The organism is Pseudomonas sp. MIS38, from assembly GCF_019891575.1.
Classification (GTDB): domain Bacteria; phylum Pseudomonadota; class Gammaproteobacteria; order Pseudomonadales; family Pseudomonadaceae; genus Aquipseudomonas; species Aquipseudomonas putida_A.
The window spans coordinates 46511-63242 of the sequence record NZ_JAFLXF010000020.1; the positions used below are offsets into that span (position 1 = coordinate 46511).

Genomic DNA, 16732 nt, shown 5'->3' on the forward strand with positions numbered 1-16732 from the left:
AGCGCTGGTCTAGGGGAAACCAATAATGAAAAACCCTTACGCTCTCGGCTTCTGGTGCGCCCTTGTAGCGCTGGTGCTGCTATCGGCCACCTATTTCTACGGCATCATGCTGGCCCATCAGATCGACAAGGCCATGGTCTTCCTCGACAGCGCCACGGCGTTGATCGCGGTGATGGCAATTGTCGTGGTGGCCTGGGCGTCGATCCAGGTGCAGCGAGTCAAGAAAAGACAACTTGAACAAGGCAAGACCCTGGTGCTGATCTGGGACACCAAAGTCGCCCTGCGCCGGGTCGAAACCGTATTCGACCGCTACTTCTGGGGCAGTTACTGGCAACCGGGACGTACCTTCGCCGAAGTCATGGGCGAACTCACCGGCACGCCGCTGGAAAAAAGCCTCGAAGCCTTGAAAAAACAGTGCCTGGAACTCGACAAGCAGATTGCCGACGAAGGCTGGCACTGGCTCAACAATGCCCGCGAGCTGTCGGATGTCGCCACGGCCATGGCCCGCGAGCGCTATCAGCTGGATTTCTGTGACCCGCGCGCTGACGGGCCGGGCGGGGCGGTGATCGATCGCGACTTTGAAGTGCTGGTGTATACCTGGACGGCGCGGTTGAAGAGCTTCGATCATCAACTCGATGAGATCGAGGTTCAGTATTCCTGAGCTTCTGGGAATCCAGTGGCCCTATCGCGAGCAGGCTCACTCCTACAGGGGAACGCATTTCAATTGTAGGAGTGAGCCTGCTCGCGATAGCGTCATCAAAAACACTGCAACTCTCCCCGCCTGTCAGCTGTCCACACTCCCCATAGACACTCTTTAACCTTTAAACATTGGGCCGCCTCGCGCTGCCAGTGCTAATCTCCACCGCTAATTTCAGCGGAGTCGAGCCGCGACCCGGTCACGGGTTCAGGGAAGACGACGACACTTACAGCCACGGACATTGATCAGGTCATTCATGAATAAATCAGCAGGCGTGCTTCTCGGGATTGTTGTTGCCATCGGTGCGATCAGCGCCGGCGGGGCCTGGTATACCGGGACCAAGATTGAAGGCGTACTGAACAACGCCGTCAGCAACGCCAACAAAGAGCTGCAGACCGCGATGGCCGGCTCCAATGGCACCGCGTCGCTGGAGCTGGTGTCGCTGGAGCGTCACACTTTCACCAGCACCGCGCACTACCGTCTCAAGGGCGAGGGCGAGATGTTCGGCGACCAGCCGGTCGAGCTGCTGTTTGTCGACCACATCGAGCACGGCCCACTGCCGTTCTCGCGCCTGGTGTCGCTGAAGTGGCTGCCGGTCATGGCCACCAGCAATTACGAGCTGGAAAAGAGCCCGGCCACCGAAAAATGGTTTGCCGCCACCAAGGGCGCCGCGCCGCTTAAAGGTGTGACCAACATCGGCTACGACGAATCCACCACCAGCAGCCTCGAGTTGCTGCCGCTGGAAACCGCGCTGGACGAGCAGTCGAGCCTGAAATTCTCCGGCCTGACCATGAACATCTCCGCCAGTGCCCAGGCGCAGAAGGTCAAGGCTGACGGCTACATGGACAACCTGAAACTGGTCACCGTGTCGCAGGATCAGGCGCCGGTGCAGGTCGAACTCAACGGTCTGACCCTGGCCAGCAACCTTACCAAGAGCAGCTACGGCTACTACACCGGGGAAAACACCCTGGAGCTGACCAACAGCAAAACCACTTTCGGTCCCAAGCAGTCGGTACTCGGCGTGAAGAACTTCGAAATGAAGAACCTCACTGAAGAGAGCGGCAGCAATGCCTCGGGCCGCGCTGATTACAAGGTGGGTGAAGTCACCCTCAACGACAAGAAAATCGGTTCGGCCAACATGGCCATGAGCCTGAAGAACCTCGACATCCCGTCGACCATGTCGCTGATGCAGATCTACCAGACCAAATTGCAGCCGTACGAGAAGGAAGCGGCGGCCGCTGCCGAAGCCGGCCTGCCGGCACCGGTACTGAACCTGACCGAAGCCGAGTCGGCACAGGTCAAGGCTGACCTGCAGAAACTGCTGGCCGCCAGTCCACAGATCGCGCTGGAAAACCTGTCGCTGAAAACCGCCAACGGTGAAAGCCGCGCCAGCCTGGTGATTGATCTGACCAAGCCACAGTCGATGGATCTGCCGCCGGATCAACTGGGTAAACAGTTGGTCGCGCTGCTGGACCTGAACATTCAGGTGTCCAAGCCGATGCTGATCGATCTGCTCAGCGTGCAAGCGCAGCTCGACGGTCAGACTGACGCCAAAGCCATCGTCGACCAGGCGAGCGCCGGTGCCGACATGTTCTCCGGCATGGCCGTCGGTTCGCAGTTGGCGACCGTCGATGGCACCAATGTCGTGACCAAGCTGCATTACGCTGCCAATCAGGTGGAGTTCAACGGCCAGAAGATGACCGTTGAGCAGTTCGTCGGCTTCCTGATGAGCAAGTTCGCTGGCGTCACGCAAGTGCAGTAATCCTGCGTTCTAAATAACAACGCCCGGCCTCTGATCCACAGACGCCGGGCGTTTTGCTGTCTGGTGTGCGGGTTTTCGTCTGAGCCGGCGCCGCGATTCTGAACAATTATTGCGTTCTGGATATTCGACTACGCTTGCATGCAAGACTGCCTGACTAAGCTTGGCTGGGTCTCTTTTGACTCGGTCTCCGTTACGAATGGGCAAGGGGGGCATTGCGACCCGGCTGGCCATGTAAGGATGCTGACGAATGCCGCGTATAGATGTTCCTGTTTTACATCGTGGTTTACGCCCGTTGTTTCGCGTTGCGCTGTGCAGCCAGTTGCTCTGGCCGGCACTGGCGTTTGCCGATACGCCCTATGATCAGATGGTGCGTGATGCCCGTGCCGGGCAGACCACGCCTGCGCTGAACGTGCTGCGCCAGGTGCCACCGGGGCAATCGACCACCGGGCAGATCAGCGATCACCTGCAGATCGCCAGTTGGGCCGGCCTCGATGCCGAGGTGGTGCAGGTCTATGAGACCCAGGGCCGTGACCGGGTGCTGCCGGTGCAGGCACTGACCGCCACCGCACGCGCCTATCGCAACCTCAAGCGTTGGGAGCAGGCGACCCAGGTCTACAACAAGGCCCTGGCGCTGGAGCCGGACAACGCTGACCTGCAACTGGGGCTGGCCCTGACCCAGGCTGACGCGGGCAAACCCGACGAAGCCGTGACCCGCGCCAAGGCTCTGGTTGCCGCCAAACCCGACGATCCCTCGCGCCGTCTCGCACTGGGCTATGCCCTGACCCGCGCCGGCAAGCAGTACGACGCACTGTTTGAATACGATCAGGCTTTCATGCGTGCCGGCAGCAAGCCCGAAGTCGCCCGTGAATACGTGGTCGCCCTGCAAAAGGCGCGGCTGCCGGAACCGGCGCTGCGCCTGGCCAATCAACGTCCGGGGCTGATCGACCCGGTCACCCTGCGCCGCCTCGAAGGTGATCTGGCTGCAGAACGCGTGCGTCTGGCCGAACTCGCCACCCGCAGCGAAAAAGAACGCTATGTGATCGCTGACCGCGCGTTGGCCGATTACGACAAATTGCTCGCCACCTGGACCCCGGACGCCAGTGCCCACGATGACGTGATTCGCTGGCGCATCGATCGCATGGGCGCACTCAAGGCTCGGGCGCGCACCGCCGACGTGATCAATGAATATCAGAAGCTGCAAAGCGAAGGCGTGAAGATTCCGACCTACGCCATGCGCTGGGTGGCGGCGTCGTATCTGGATCAGCGCCAGCCGGAAGTCTCCACTGACCTGTATCGCCAGGTGCTGTCGGCCCCCGACGCTGATGTCGGTGATCGTCTCGAAGACACCACCGCGTTGTACTACTCGCTGCTGGAAAGTGACCGCGCCGATGAAGCGCGCAAAGTCGCCGAGGATCTGGCCAAGACCCAGAAGCCGCGCGTCGAACTCAAGGGCTTGCCGATCGGCAACCCCAACGACGAATGGATGGACGCCCAGCAGCTCGCGGCGCAGGCCGGTACCTACGGTTCCGATCTGCCACACGGGGAGGAACGTCTGCAAACCCTGGTCGATCAGGCCCCGGGCAACCTCGGTTTGCGTCTGGCCCAGGCCGATCTGTATCTGGCCCGACAGTGGCCACGCCGCGCGGAAAACCAGCTCAAGGAAACCGAAAGCATGGCCCCGCGCGACATGGGCCTGGAACTGGCGCAGGCGCGCACCGCGATGACCCTGCAGGAATGGCGGCAAATGGATGCGCTGACCGATGACGTGGTCGCGCGTTTTCCCGACAACCGTCAGGTGCAGCGCGCGGCCCGTGAGCGTGAAGTGCACGACATGTCCGAACTGCGTGTCGAAGCCTACGGCGGCAAAGCCAATGGGGGCGGCGGCAGCGGTGGTGCGGGCGCGGTCAGTGGCAGCCGCGATTTCGGCATCCAGAGCACCCTGTACAGCCCGCCGATCGATGAAGACTGGCGGGTGTTCGTCGGCGCCGGTTATGCCACCGGCGATTTCGCCGAAGGCACCGGCACCGACCGCTTCCAGCGCGTTGGCCTGGAACGGCGCACCCGTGACATGAGCCTGGAAGCCGAAGTTTCCAATCACGATTACGGTTACGGCGCCAAACAGGGCGCACGCATCGCGATTGCCCGCGACATCAACGACCACTGGCAGTACGGCGGCAGCTTCGCCTACCTGTCGGCCGAGACGCCGTTGCGGGCGCTCAACAGCGACATCAAGGCCAATGGCGGCAACGCGTTCATCCGCTGGCGCGCCAACGAGAGCCGCGAGTGGAAACTGTCGGTCAGCCCGTCGCACTTCAGCGACGGCAACAACCGTGTCGAAGCCTTGCTCACCGGGCGCGAGGGCGTTTACAGCGCGCCGAACGTGCAGGTCGATGCCGGTCTGGAAGTCGGCACCAGCCACAACTCCAATTCCGAGGATGTGCCGTACTTCAACCCGAAGTCGGACTTCAGCGTCATGCCGACGGTCAACGTCAACCATGTGCTTTATCACCGCTACGAAACCTCCTGGAGCCAGCAATTCCAGGCCGGGGCGGGGACCTACAGCCAGCGTGACCACGGCACCGGCGGCATGGCGATGCTCGGCTACGGCCAGCGTTATGCCTGGAACGACGTGTTCGAGGTGGGCGTTTTGTTCAGTGTGATCAACCGGCCCTACGACGGTGATCGGGAGACCGATCTGCGTCTGCTTGTCGACCTCACTTTCCGCTTCTAGAAGAGTTTGAAGATGCCTTTGATGACGCGTTTCATCCTTCTGCTGGGAGTGCTGCTGATCAGCGCCTGCGCCCAGCAAGCCCCGGCTTTCGCGCCGCCCTCGCAACGTCCCGTTGCGGCCAATGAAAAACCGTGGCCGAAAAACCACGTGCTGGGTATCGCCTATCACGATATCGAAGACCGCGACCCCGATCAGGCAGTGGTAGCCGTGCGCACCGAGCGCATGATCGAACAGTTGGCCTGGCTGCGCGAGAACGGCTACAAGCCGGTAACCGTCGATCAGATCATGGCGGCGCGCAAGGGCGGCCCGGAACTGCCGGCCAAAGCGATTCTGCTCAGTTTCGACGACGGTTATTCAAGCTTCTATACCCGCGTGCTGCCGGTGCTGCGCGCCTACAACTGGCACGCCTTGCTGGCGCCGGTCGGCGTATGGATCGACACTCCGCTCAATCAACCGGTGGATTTTGCTGGTGCACCCCGCGCACGCTCCGACTTCCTGACCTGGGATCAGGTGCGGGAAATCTCGAAATCGGGTCTGGTGGAAATCGCCGCGCACACCGACGCCAGCCACAAAGGCATCCTCGCCAACCCGCAAGGCAACATGCAGCCGGCTGCCGCGACCCGCCGCTACGATCCAGTCACCAAACGCTATGAGTCCGAAGAGGATTTCCGCGCCCGAATCCGCAATGACGTTGCGACCATTTCGGAAAAGATCCGCAAGGTCACCGGCAAGAAGCCGCGCATCTGGGTCTGGCCGTACGGCACGGCGGACGGCACTTCGCTGACCGTGGTCGGCGAGCAGGGCTACGAGATGGCCCTGACCCTGGACGACGGTCTGGACGCCCTCGACAACCTGATGAGCAGCCCGCGCTTCCTGGTGGCCTCCGATCCTGACGGCGAGCATTTCGCCAACAGCATCGTCGGCGTGCAATCGGACTTCGCCATGCGCGTGGTGCATGTCGATCTGGATAACGTCTACGACCCTGATCCGGCGCAGCAGGAAATCAACCTCGGCAAACTGATCCAGCGCATGGCCGACATGGGCGCGAACACCGTGTTCCTGCAGGCCTTCGCCGATCCGAAGGGCGACGGGCTGGTGCACTCGCTGTACTTCCCCAACCGTCACCTGCCGGTACGTGCCGACATCTTCGACCGCGTTGCCTGGCAACTGCGCACTCGGGCGCACGTGAAAGTGTTCGCGTGGATGCCGGTCCTGAGTTTCGGCCTCGATGCGAAGCTGCCGCGTGTCACGCGCTGGGATCCGAAGACCGGCACCACTTCGGTCGATCCGGGCCAGTATCAACGCCTGTCGCCATTCGATCCGCAAGTACGGCGGATCATCGGTGAAATCTACGAAGACGTGGCGCGCCTGACCTCGGTCGACGGCATTCTTTATCACGACGACGCGGTGCTGTCGGACTTCGAAGACGCCAGCCCCGAGGCCCTGAAGGCTTATGCCGCGCATGGCTTGCCGGGGTCCATTGCTGCGCTTCGCGATGATCCGGCAGCCATGCAGCGCTGGACGCGGTTCAAGAGCAAATACCTGATCGACTTCACCAATGAGCTGACCGCCAAGGTACGTGCGATCCGTGGCCCGCAAGTGCTGACCGCACGCAACATCTTCGCCGAGCCGGTGCTCAATCCTGAGAGCGAAGCCTGGTTTGCGCAGAACCTCGACGACTTCCTCGTGACCTACGACTGGACGGCACCGATGGCCATGCCGCTGATGGAAAAACAGACCCAGGCGCAATCCGGCCCGTGGCTCGAAGAACTGGTGGCAAAGATCAAGCAGCGCCCCGGTGCACTGGATCGCACGGTGTTCGAATTGCAGGCCCGCGACTGGACGAAAAAGGATCAGGCCGACATCGACGGTGCGCAACTCGCCGACTGGATGGGCCGGCTCAAGCGTCAGGGTGCGACCAGTTTCGGTTACTACCCGGACAACTTCCTCGACAACCTGCCGGACCTGAAAACCGTAAGGCCTGCGCTCTCCAACAAATGGAACCCATGACATGCTGGATAGACTGTTAGCCCTGCTTGTTCTGGCGCTCGTCCTCGGCGTGCCGCTGGGGTTGATCTTCCTGGTCACCGGGCAGTTCCTGATGGACTTCGTGTTCTTCTACCCGTTGTTCATGTCCGGGCTGTGGATTGCCGGCGGCCTGTATTTCTGGCTGCACTGGGAACGCCACTGGCCATGGAAGGACGACACTTTGCCGCCGCCACTGGAAGGCGAGCCGCTGATCTCGATCCTGATCCCTTGCTACAACGAAGGCGAAAACGCTGCCGACACCATTCACGCGGCGCTGGCCCAGCACTACCCGAACATCGAAGTCATCGCGATCAACGACGGCTCCAAGGACAACACCGCCGAAGTGCTCGACCGGCTCGCTCAGGAAGACCCGCGGCTGCGGGTCCTGCATCTGGCGGAAAACCAGGGCAAGGCCGTGGCCCTGCGCATGGGCGCCATCGCCGCGCGCAGCGAATATCTGGTGTGCATCGACGGCGACGCGCTGTTGGCGCCGAACACCGCGGCCTATCTGGTGGCGCCGATGCTCGACAACGCGCGGCTGGGCGCAGTGACCGGCAACCCACGGATTCGCACACGTTCGACCCTGGTCGGGCGGGTGCAGGTCGGTGAGTTCTCGTCGATCATCGGTCTGATCAAGCGTACGCAACGGGTGTTCGGGCGGATCTTCACCGTGTCCGGGGTGATCGTCGCGTTCCGTCGTACCGCGTTGAACCGGGTCGGCTACTGGAGCCCGGACATGATCACCGAAGACATCGACATCAGCTGGAAGCTGCAACTCGATCACTGGAGCATCTTCTACGAGCCGCGCGCGCTGTGCTGGATCCTGATGCCGGAAACCCTGCGCGGTCTGTGGAAGCAGCGACTGCGCTGGGCCCAAGGCGGTGCCGAGGTGCTGTTCAAGAACATTCGCGGCATCTGGCAGTACCGCCATCGTTACTTGTGGCCGCTGCTGTTCGAATACTGCCTGTCGACCGGGTGGGCCTTCACCTTCCTGCTGTCGGTGATCTTTTGGGGCGTGGGCAAGTTCGTGGTCATGCCGGAATCGATTGCCGTGCATCACTTGATGCCCCCGGCGTTCACCGGTCTGTTGCTGGCCTTCGTCTGCCTGGTGCAATTCGCGGTCAGCATCATCATCGACCGGCGCTATGAACCGGGTCTGGGCCGAACCATGTTCTGGGTGGTCTGGTATCCGATCGCGTTCTGGCTGGTCAGCCTGCTCACCACCTTGGTCAGTTTCCCCAAAGTGCTGTTTGGTCAGCATCAGAAGCGTGCACGCTGGGTCAGCCCTGACCGCGGCATCAAGCCGGTTGGCGACGACGAAGAGGAGGTCATCAAATGAAAATCATCCGGACCCGGCAGCGGCCCTTCCTGGTGGTGGTCGATGTGGTCCTCACCGTGCTGGCCTGGGTCGGCCTGCTGTTTCTGCTGATTCGCGGACTGTGGCCGTTGATCGAGACCCACGCCGGTGGGCCGCGCATCGACAATTCGGCATTCGAGGCTCTGGGTACGTTGCAGATCTACCTGTGGGTGGCGCTGGTCAACGCAGTGATCCTGATTGGTTGGGCGCGTTATCAGCAGCGCAAAAGCAGAAGCTTCGCCCAGCGTCGCTTGCCGGCACCGGTGGTCGATGATGAAGGGCTGAGCAAGAGCTTCCGCCTGTGCGATGACCGCCTGGAGAAGCTGCGCACGCCCGGGGTGATGACCATTCATAACGATCAAGAGGGTGACATCAGCCATGTGGTGCTGAACTTCCGTCCGCTGCAGCCAGCGGAGTTGCCGCCACCACTGGCGCCGCCGGAACACCCACGGGTGATCTTTCTGCACGCCGAGGATGATGACAATCGCGACCCGGTGAATCGCCCCACCTGAACAACGACTCCCCTGTAGGAGCTGCCGAAGGCTGCGATCTTTTGATCTTGATTTTAAAGATCAAAAGATCGCAGCCTTCGGCAGCTCCTACATTGTTCAGCATTCAGCAGCGAATCAGTTCCCACGCGTCTTCCATCGTCAGCGGCTGTTTCATCCGCTCGGCCAGCATCGCCATGGCCCGCTCTTCCTCGCATGCCACAGCGCCAACAACCACGCCGTTGTGGCCGAACAGGCCAATAAAGGGCGGATGCTCGGGCTCGCCCTTGAACTCGATTTCATCCCACTGACTGGCGTGGCCCAGGTAGTCGTAGTTCCTGCCGAAGTGCGAGGTCCAGAAAAACGGCACATCCAGATAATGCTCATCGGCGCCCAACATGTTGGCGGCAGCGATGCGTGCGTGCTGCTGGGCCAGGCGCCAATGCTCAATGCGTTGCGGCTGGCCGCTCAGGGTGAACGTGGCGATATCGCCAATCGCCCATAGACCTTCGCAGACCCGCAGACCGGCATCGACGCGCAGTGACTGGTCTTTCTCCCTTGGCAGCGAAGCGAACGCTTCTGTGGCCGGATGCACACCAACCCCCGCCAGCACCAGATCCGCCGAAACGCGCAAACCGTTGTCCAGCAGCACCGCCTCGACTTTGCCATCACCGGTGATTTCCCGGGCTTCGTGATCGGTGATGAATTTCACCCCGTGTTGTTCGTGGAGCGCGCGGATCGCCCTGCCTACTGCTTCGCCAAATTGCGCGGCAAACGGAATGGCGTGGCGGGCGATGACCGTGACGTCGAGGCCGAACTGACGCAGGGCCGAGGCGCATTCGAGGGCGATAAAGCTGTCGCCGATGATCAGCGCCCGCTGTTCGGGGTTGGCGGTGCGCATGATCTGTTCGGCCTGGGCTTTCGAGCGCAGGACGAACACCTGCGGCAGGTCGGCGCCGGGTAGTTGCAGCGGATTCGGCTCGGCGCCGGTGGCGAGTACCGCGGCGTCGTAGCGCAGGGATTGGCCGTCGTGCAAATGCAGGGTTTTCGCTGAGGAGTCGATGGCAGTGATTGCGCCTTGCTGGCGTTCGATGCGCTGCTCTTGATAAAAATCTTCATCGCGCAGTGGCGGAGTTTCTTGCGCCGACATCTCGCCGGCGAGGACGAATTTGCTCAGTACCGTGCGGTCGTAACCGGCCTCCGCTTCGCGGTCGAGCATGATGATCCGGCCACCGAAACCTTTCTCCCGCAGAGCCGCCGCACATGCCGTGCCCGCTGCACCTGCGCCGACAATCACAAAGATGCGCGGATCATCGGCCGGAGGCGTGTGCGCATCCGGCAGCGGTTGATCATCGACCCAGACCTCATCACCGCGTAACTCCAGCGGATAACGCTTGAGGCTGTCGAGGGCCGGTGGCTCGCACAACGCGCCGTCTTCGACGCGAAATGCGGCTTTATGCCAAGGACAGATTAGGCGTCCGTTGCACAGCGCGCCGTCAGCCAGTGGCGCCCCGGCATGTGGGCATTCGCCCTGAAATGCGCGCAGTTGGCCATTGGCATGGAGCAGAACAATCTTGCGCTCGCCGATTTCGACTTGCAGGCCACGGTCTTCGGGGACATCGGCGACACGGGCGACACGGTGCAGGCTCATGTTCGTGCTCCTGACAGGCATTTCTCTTACGAGTTTGCGCCGCCGTGCGAGGTTCAGCCAATTGCCACTGCCAAGGTACGAACGGTACAGCTATAGTTTGCAGGCCGACGAAGGCCCAACTGCACAAGGTGCTCCCGGAATGACCCGATTGACCTCTCTCAACCCTTGGCTGGCGGCTGTCGCCGTCGCCCTTTGCGTGCAGTTTCCGGCGCAGGCGGCCGAGCGCTTTACCCTCGACATCCCCGGTGTCTCGGACAATCGCCTGTTCACCTCGGCCGCCGCGAGCGATGCGGCCGGTTGCGGTGGCAAGAACCAGTCCCCGGCACTGGCCTGGAACGCCGGGCCTGCCGGCACTCTGAGCTACGCGATCGTCATGCACGACCCGGACGGCCAGAAAGGTGCTGGCGTCGATCACTGGATTCACTACGGCATCAAGGCCACCACCCGGCAGATCCCGGCCGGCGTCGGCGCCAAATCCAGTCTTGAAGGCGTGGGCGGTACCAACAGTAAAGGCACCACCCATTACATCGGGCCGTGCCCACCGGTTGGCGACAGCGCCCACCACTACATCATTCAGATCTACGCCCTCGATCTGGCCCCGGACGCCTTGCCCGCCGGTCTGACCCGTGCCGAACTGATGGACAAAATCAAAGGCCACGTACTGCGAAACAGCAGCGTGGTACGGCGTTATCACCGCTGAAAAAATTTTCAGCGGCGTTTAACCCGATCTGAAAGGGCTGCCCGTCTCAGTGGATGAATGGATCACTTTCATCCCGAGGTCAGCCCCCATGTCCCGCTCCCTGCCTTTTCTGCGACCCGTTGCCGTCGGTGTGTTGTTGACCGTCGCCGGTTGCGGCGTGTCTTCCAATCCCGAATCGGCTGCCGTTCCGGCGCCGGCCCAGCCACAGGCGTCGATTCAGCATGAGGCGCTCGTTACCGACAGTGCGCTGGCCAAGCGCAGTGCGCGTCCGGCGCCGATTGCCAGTTTCGCGGCGATGCCGGCTTCGGAAAGTTATCCACAAGGCTATCGCGACGAGCAGCGCGAGCAATATCAGGCGCTGGCCGACAATTCTATTCACAGCGTGGCCGAGGCTCCGGTCTCGACCTTCAGCGCCGACGTCGATACCGGCGCCTACGCCAATGTCCGGCGTTTGCTCAATCAGGGACGTCTTCCGCCGGAAGGCGCGGTGCGGCTGGAAGAGTTGGTCAATTATTTTCCCTACAACTATGCGCTGCCGACCGATGGTTCGCCCTTCGGCGTAACCACCGAACTGGCCGCCACCCCGTGGAATCCGCACACCCGCCTGCTGCGCATCGGCATTAAGGCCTCTGACCGGGCTGTGGCGGAGCTGGCCCCGGCGAATCTGGTGTTTCTGGTGGATGTGTCCGGCTCGATGGATCGCCGCGAAGGGCTGCCACTGGTCAAAAGCACATTGAAACTGCTGGTCGATCAGTTGCGCGAACAGGATCGGGTGTCGCTGGTGGTGTATGCCGGCGAATCCCGTGTGGTGCTGGAGCCAACGTCCGGACACGAGAAAGCCAAAATTCGCACAGCCATCGAGCAATTGACCGCAAGCGGTTCAACCGCTGGCGCGTCGGGCATCGAACTGGCCTATCAAATGGCGCAGCAGGCGTTCATTCCCAAAGGCATCAACCGCATCCTGTTGGCCACCGACGGTGACTTCAACGTCGGCGTCAGCGACTTCGACAGCCTCAAACAAATGGCTGTGGATAAACGCAAAACCGGGATTTCCCTGACCACCCTGGGTTTCGGTGTGGATAACTACAATGAACACTTGATGGAGCAACTGGCTGACGCCGGCGACGGCAACTACGCCTACATCGACAACCTGCGCGAGGCGCGCAAAGTGCTGGTGGATCAACTCGGTTCGACCCTGGCGGTGGTGGCAAAAAACGTCAAATTGCAGGTGGAATTCAACCCGGCGCAGGTCAGTGAATATCGCCTGCTCGGCTACGAAAACCGCGCCTTGAAGCGTGAGGATTTCAGCAACGACAAAGTCGATGCCGGTGAAGTCGGCGCAGGACACACGGTGACCGCGCTGTATGAAATTGTTCCGACAGGTGAGAAGGGCTGGCTGGAACCGCTGCGCTACGGTAAATCGGAGAAGGTGGTTGCTGCGAAGGATGGAGAATTGGCGATGCTGCGTGTGCGTTATCAGCAGCCTGAAGGTGGGAAAAGTCTGCTGATCGAGCGGCCGATTGCCAATCAGGTCGCACCGGCCAGTGAGGACCTGCGTTTCGCGGCGGCAGTGGCGGCGTTTTCCCAGCAGCTCAAGGACGCTCGCTACACCGGCGACTTCAGCCTCAAGGACACCGAAACCCTGGCCCGTGGCGCTCGCGGCGACGACCGCTTCGGTTTGCGCAACGAGTTCGTGCAACTGGTGGAACTGGCGCAAAGCCTGCGCACCTCAACCGCATCGATCACGATGCCCACTGAGCGACGGATTGAATAGTGAGCCGATTGAAAGGCTTCATCAGTCAGCTGTTTGCTACGCCAGACAGCGCGGCCGCCAGCAGCGATGAAACGCTGCTGGCGCGTTATCGCGAGGGCGACGGCGCGGCGTTCGAGATTCTGTACGCGCGCCATCGTCAGGGTTTGTATCGGTTTCTGCTTGGATTGAGCGGCAAACCGGAACTGGCTGACGAAGTGTTTCAGGACACCTGGCTGAGCCTGATCCGCAGCACCAGTCAGCCACAGGGCCGGGCGACGTTTCGAACATGGCTGTTCCAGATTGCGCGCAATCGGCTGATCGATCACTGGCGCAAACACGGCGCACATCAGCCGCTGCACGACAGCTACGACGAACAGCTGCATGCGATTGGCGACGAGACCAATGATCCCGAACAATTACTGAACCTCAGCCGCGACAGCCAGCGCCTGGAAAGCGCTCTGCAAACCTTGCCTGCCGATCAGCGCGAAGTGTTCCTGCTGCGTGCCCACGGCGACCTCGACCTGGCACAAATCGCCAGCCTCACCGAAACACCGCTGGAAACCGTCAAGAGCCGCTTGCGCTACGCCCAGCATAAACTGCGTCGGCTGCTGGCCGAGGAGGTACTGACATGACTGACGCCCGCCAGACACCCGAAGATCCCGTGATCAAACATGTGCGCGAACAGCACAACGTTGAACCGCCGGCGCACCTTGATGCGTTCATCCTCAATGTTGCTCACCGCGAAACCCCGGTGCCCAAGCCAGGCCTGTGGCAACGCTGGCTGCGGGCCTGCCAGAAACCGCGTTGGCAGGTCGCCTTCGCCAGCGTGGTCGGTGTGGCACTGATGTTGTCGCTGGTGCAACGTACGCCCGAGCCGCTGCCGCAATTCGACTTCGCACCGGCGGCCAAGCCGGCTGCACCACTGGCGCGCAAACAAGCCCCCGAAGCGCAATCACTGGCCGCTCCGCCCGCTGCGGCCATGCCCGCGCCGGCACCGATGATGGAAATGGCCGCGCCGATGCAAAGCGACGCGATCAGCGCCGACGAGGCCAAACTCGGCAAACGCGCCACCGCCCCGGCCAACGGCCTCGACACGCAACTGCGCGAAGTCCTGCGCCTGCGCGACTCCGGTCAGTTGCAAGCCGCTGACGCGCTATACAACAACCTGCACAAACGCTACCCCGGCGTGGACCTCGACCTGCGCCTCGAAAAAATCCGCCAGAACTGACCGCTTGTTCACCCAGCCATTTGGCATTGCCCGGCAAAAACGCGCACTATCGGGCCATGGCTGAAGCGCTGGAGAACAAAGTGGCAGCAAAAATCGACCGCATCGCCCAACTCCTCAACTGCCCGCAGAAGGGCGAGGAGATGCGGCGCGCGATTACCGAGGCGCGCAAGGAGTTTCTGCTGAACCAGTCGGAAGAAGACGTCGTGGAAGAAGACGAGGTTTTTGAGGAGGTTGGGGAAGAAGAGGAAGACGACGATTACGATGAGTTTGACTGGACGACGGAGTGACCGCCGTCGCATGAAACACCGCGTCCACAAAAAAGCCCCGGACCATCACAGTCCGGGGCTTTCTCGTTTCAATTCATGGCGCACCAGGCGGGATTCGAACCCACGACCCCTGCCTTCGGAGGGCAGTACTCTATCCAGCTGAGCTACTGGTGCAGCGGGCGACATCATACCTAGGTCGGCTCGGGGCGTCCATGCCGGGTTTTGGCGGGTTTTGTCAGTGCGCGTGTCCGTAGAAACGCTGCATTCCTTAAAGCTGTAATGTCCTGCAAAACCCTCGCTTGGCGCTTTTTCCTGGCTGATCTATGGTTTGGCTGCGGCCGGGGCTTTTTGCTCGTTGATCTGAAAAAACCAGCAAACGCTGGGATTTTGTTCTTTTTTTCGAACGACCTATTGTCCTTTACCCCCTTTGCTCCTACGATCCGTTTGAGATTTCAAACGCTCTTTGACGGGGTGTGGATGCGCAGATGCTGTGAATAACGCACGATCGCTGCGCCTCACCCGGTAGATGATTTCCCTGACGGCAGCCTTGCGAGGCGCCTTTCTACAATCATAATTTTGCTCCGCGCAGGCCGCGGTGCTGTTAAGGAAAGCCGACATGCAGCTTAAAGATACCCAGTTGTTCCGCCAGCAAGCCTTCATTGATGGCGCTTGGGTCGATGCGGACAACGGTCAGACGATCAAGGTCAACAACCCGGCCACCGGCGAAATCCTCGGCACCGTGCCGAAGATGGGCGCCGCCGAAACCCGCCGCGCCATCGAAGCCGCTGACAAAGCGCTGCCGGCCTGGCGTGCACTGACCGCCAAGGAGCGTGCAGGCAAGCTGCGTCGCTGGTTCGAACTGATGATCGAGAACCAGGACGACCTCGCGCGCCTGATGACCCTCGAGCAAGGCAAGCCGCTGGCCGAAGCCAAGGGCGAAATCGTTTACGCCGCTTCGTTCATCGAGTGGTTCGCCGAAGAAGCCAAGCGTATCTACGGCGACGTGATTCCGGGCCACCAGCCAGACAAGCGCCTGATCGTGATCAAGCAGCCGATCGGCGTGACCGCCGCGATCACCCCGTGGAACTTCCCGGCGGCGATGATCACCCGTAAAGCCGGTCCGGCGCTGGCCGCCGGTTGCACCATGGTGCTCAAGCCAGCGTCGCAAACCCCATTCTCCGCTTTCGCCCTGGCCGAACTGGCGCAGCGGGCCGGCATCCCTAAAGGTGTGTTCAGCGTGGTCTCCGGCAGCGCCGGCGACATCGGCAGCGAGCTGACCAGCAACCCGATCGTGCGCAAGCTGTCCTTCACCGGCTCGACCGAAATCGGCCGTCAGCTGATGTCGGAATGCGCCAAGGACATCAAGAAAGTCTCGCTGGAACTGGGTGGCAACGCGCCGTTCATCGTGTTCGACGACGCGGACCTGGATAAGGCCGTCGAAGGCGCGATCATTTCCAAATACCGCAACAACGGCCAGACCTGCGTCTGCGCCAACCGTCTGTACATTCAGGATTCGGTCTACGACGCGTTCGCCGAGAAGCTGAAAGTGGCCGTCGCCAAGCTGAAGATCGGCAACGGTCTGGAAGAGGGCACCACCACGGGCCCGCTGATCGACGAGAAAGCCGTGGCCAAGGTGCAAGAGCACATCGCTGACGCCGTGGCCAAAGGCGCCACCGTGCTGGCCGGTGGCAAGCCGATGGAAGGCAACTTCTTCGAGCCGACCATCCTGACCAACGTGCCGAAAGATGCCGCTGTCGCCAAGGAAGAAACCTTCGGCCCGCTGGCACCGCTGTTCCGCTTCAAAGACGAAGCCGAAGTGATCGCGATGTCCAACGACACCGAGTTCGGTCTGGCTTCCTACTTCTACGCTCGCGACCTGGGCCGGGTGTTCCGTGTGGCTGAAGCCCTGGAATACGGCATGGTCGGCGTCAACACCGGGTTGATCTCCAACGAAGTCGCGCCGTTCGGCGGCATCAAGGCGTCGGGCCTGGGCCGTGAAGGCTCCAAGTACGGCATCGAGGATTACCTGGAAATCAAATACCTCTGCCTGGGCATCTAAGCCGGGAAAGGG

The 16732-nt window shown here is 61.5% G+C and carries 13 protein-coding genes and 1 tRNA gene; 12 read left to right on the forward strand and 2 right to left on the reverse strand.

The annotated features are described in order from the left end of the window. Positions 1-25 precede the first annotated feature (25 nt). The 6 genes from J1G18_RS20960 to pgaD all read left to right on the forward strand — a co-directional run bounded on the left by J1G18_RS20960 (position 26) and on the right by pgaD (position 9087). Positions 26-661: a hypothetical protein gene (locus J1G18_RS20960; RefSeq protein ID WP_025113416.1), complete on the forward strand. Its 636-nt coding sequence runs from the start codon at positions 26-28 to the stop codon at positions 659-661. A 292-nt stretch (positions 662-953) separates the two neighbouring features. Further along, entirely contained in the window at positions 954-2459 is a 1506-nt protein-coding gene (locus J1G18_RS20965; protein ID WP_098966588.1) for a YdgA family protein, read from the forward strand. 247 nt (positions 2460-2706) lie between these two features. Next, the gene (pgaA, locus tag J1G18_RS20970) at positions 2707-5190 is read left to right on the forward strand and encodes a poly-beta-1,6 N-acetyl-D-glucosamine export porin PgaA (protein ID WP_223008387.1); all 2484 of its coding nucleotides are present in this window, start codon (positions 2707-2709) and stop codon (positions 5188-5190) included. A gap of 12 nt (positions 5191-5202) precedes the next feature. Then, entirely contained in the window at positions 5203-7200 is a 1998-nt protein-coding gene (pgaB, locus tag J1G18_RS20975; RefSeq protein ID WP_223008388.1) for a poly-beta-1,6-N-acetyl-D-glucosamine N-deacetylase PgaB, read from the forward strand. Between the two features lies 1 nt (position 7201). After that, positions 7202-8557, forward strand: coding sequence for a poly-beta-1,6-N-acetyl-D-glucosamine synthase (pgaC, locus tag J1G18_RS20980; protein WP_007961454.1), 1356 nt, complete (start codon positions 7202-7204; stop codon positions 8555-8557). Then, on the forward strand, positions 8554-9087 hold the full coding sequence (gene pgaD / locus J1G18_RS20985; RefSeq protein ID WP_135294709.1) for a poly-beta-1,6-N-acetyl-D-glucosamine biosynthesis protein PgaD: 534 nt from the start codon (positions 8554-8556) through the stop codon (positions 9085-9087). Before pgaC ends, pgaD begins: the two co-directional genes overlap by 4 nt. A 103-nt stretch (positions 9088-9190) precedes the next feature. Here the strand turns inward: pgaD and J1G18_RS20990 are convergent, their stop codons facing one another. Then, the gene (locus tag J1G18_RS20990; RefSeq protein ID WP_223008389.1) at positions 9191-10714 is read right to left on the reverse strand and encodes an FAD-dependent oxidoreductase; all 1524 of its coding nucleotides are present in this window, start codon (positions 10712-10714) and stop codon (positions 9191-9193) included. A 139-nt stretch (positions 10715-10853) separates the two neighbouring features. On the opposite strand from J1G18_RS20990, the gene J1G18_RS20995 reads away from it, so the two are divergent. The 5 genes from J1G18_RS20995 to J1G18_RS21015 all read left to right on the forward strand — a co-directional run bounded on the left by J1G18_RS20995 (position 10854) and on the right by J1G18_RS21015 (position 14682). After that, positions 10854-11414 (forward strand): YbhB/YbcL family Raf kinase inhibitor-like protein, encoded by a 561-nt coding sequence (locus J1G18_RS20995; RefSeq protein WP_027611137.1) that lies wholly within the window; start codon positions 10854-10856, stop codon positions 11412-11414. An 88-nt stretch (positions 11415-11502) separates the two neighbouring features. Further along, positions 11503-13188, forward strand: coding sequence for a vWA domain-containing protein (locus J1G18_RS21000; RefSeq protein WP_223008390.1), 1686 nt, complete (start codon positions 11503-11505; stop codon positions 13186-13188). A gap of 29 nt (positions 13189-13217) precedes the next feature. After that, entirely contained in the window at positions 13218-13799 is a 582-nt protein-coding gene (locus J1G18_RS21005; RefSeq protein WP_262415644.1) for an RNA polymerase sigma factor, read from the forward strand. After that, positions 13796-14395 carry a hypothetical protein gene (locus J1G18_RS21010; protein WP_223008392.1) on the forward strand — a complete coding sequence of 200 codons (600 nt, stop codon included), beginning with the start codon at positions 13796-13798 and terminating at the stop codon, positions 14393-14395. The genes J1G18_RS21005 and J1G18_RS21010 overlap by 4 nt, the downstream gene beginning before the upstream one ends. A gap of 56 nt (positions 14396-14451) precedes the next feature. Next, positions 14452-14682, forward strand: a complete 231-nt coding sequence (locus J1G18_RS21015; protein ID WP_007963505.1) for a hypothetical protein — start codon at positions 14452-14454, stop codon at positions 14680-14682. A gap of 76 nt (positions 14683-14758) precedes the next feature. On the opposite strand, the gene J1G18_RS21020 is transcribed toward J1G18_RS21015, so the two are convergent. Next, positions 14759-14835 (reverse strand) — tRNA-Arg (locus J1G18_RS21020). A 442-nt stretch (positions 14836-15277) separates the two neighbouring features. Between J1G18_RS21020 and gabD the strand changes: the two genes are divergently transcribed. Beyond that, a complete protein-coding gene (gabD, locus tag J1G18_RS21025; RefSeq protein WP_007963502.1) occupies positions 15278-16720 on the forward strand; it encodes an NADP-dependent succinate-semialdehyde dehydrogenase in 1443 nt (480 codons plus the stop codon). Positions 16721-16732 lie beyond the last annotated feature (12 nt).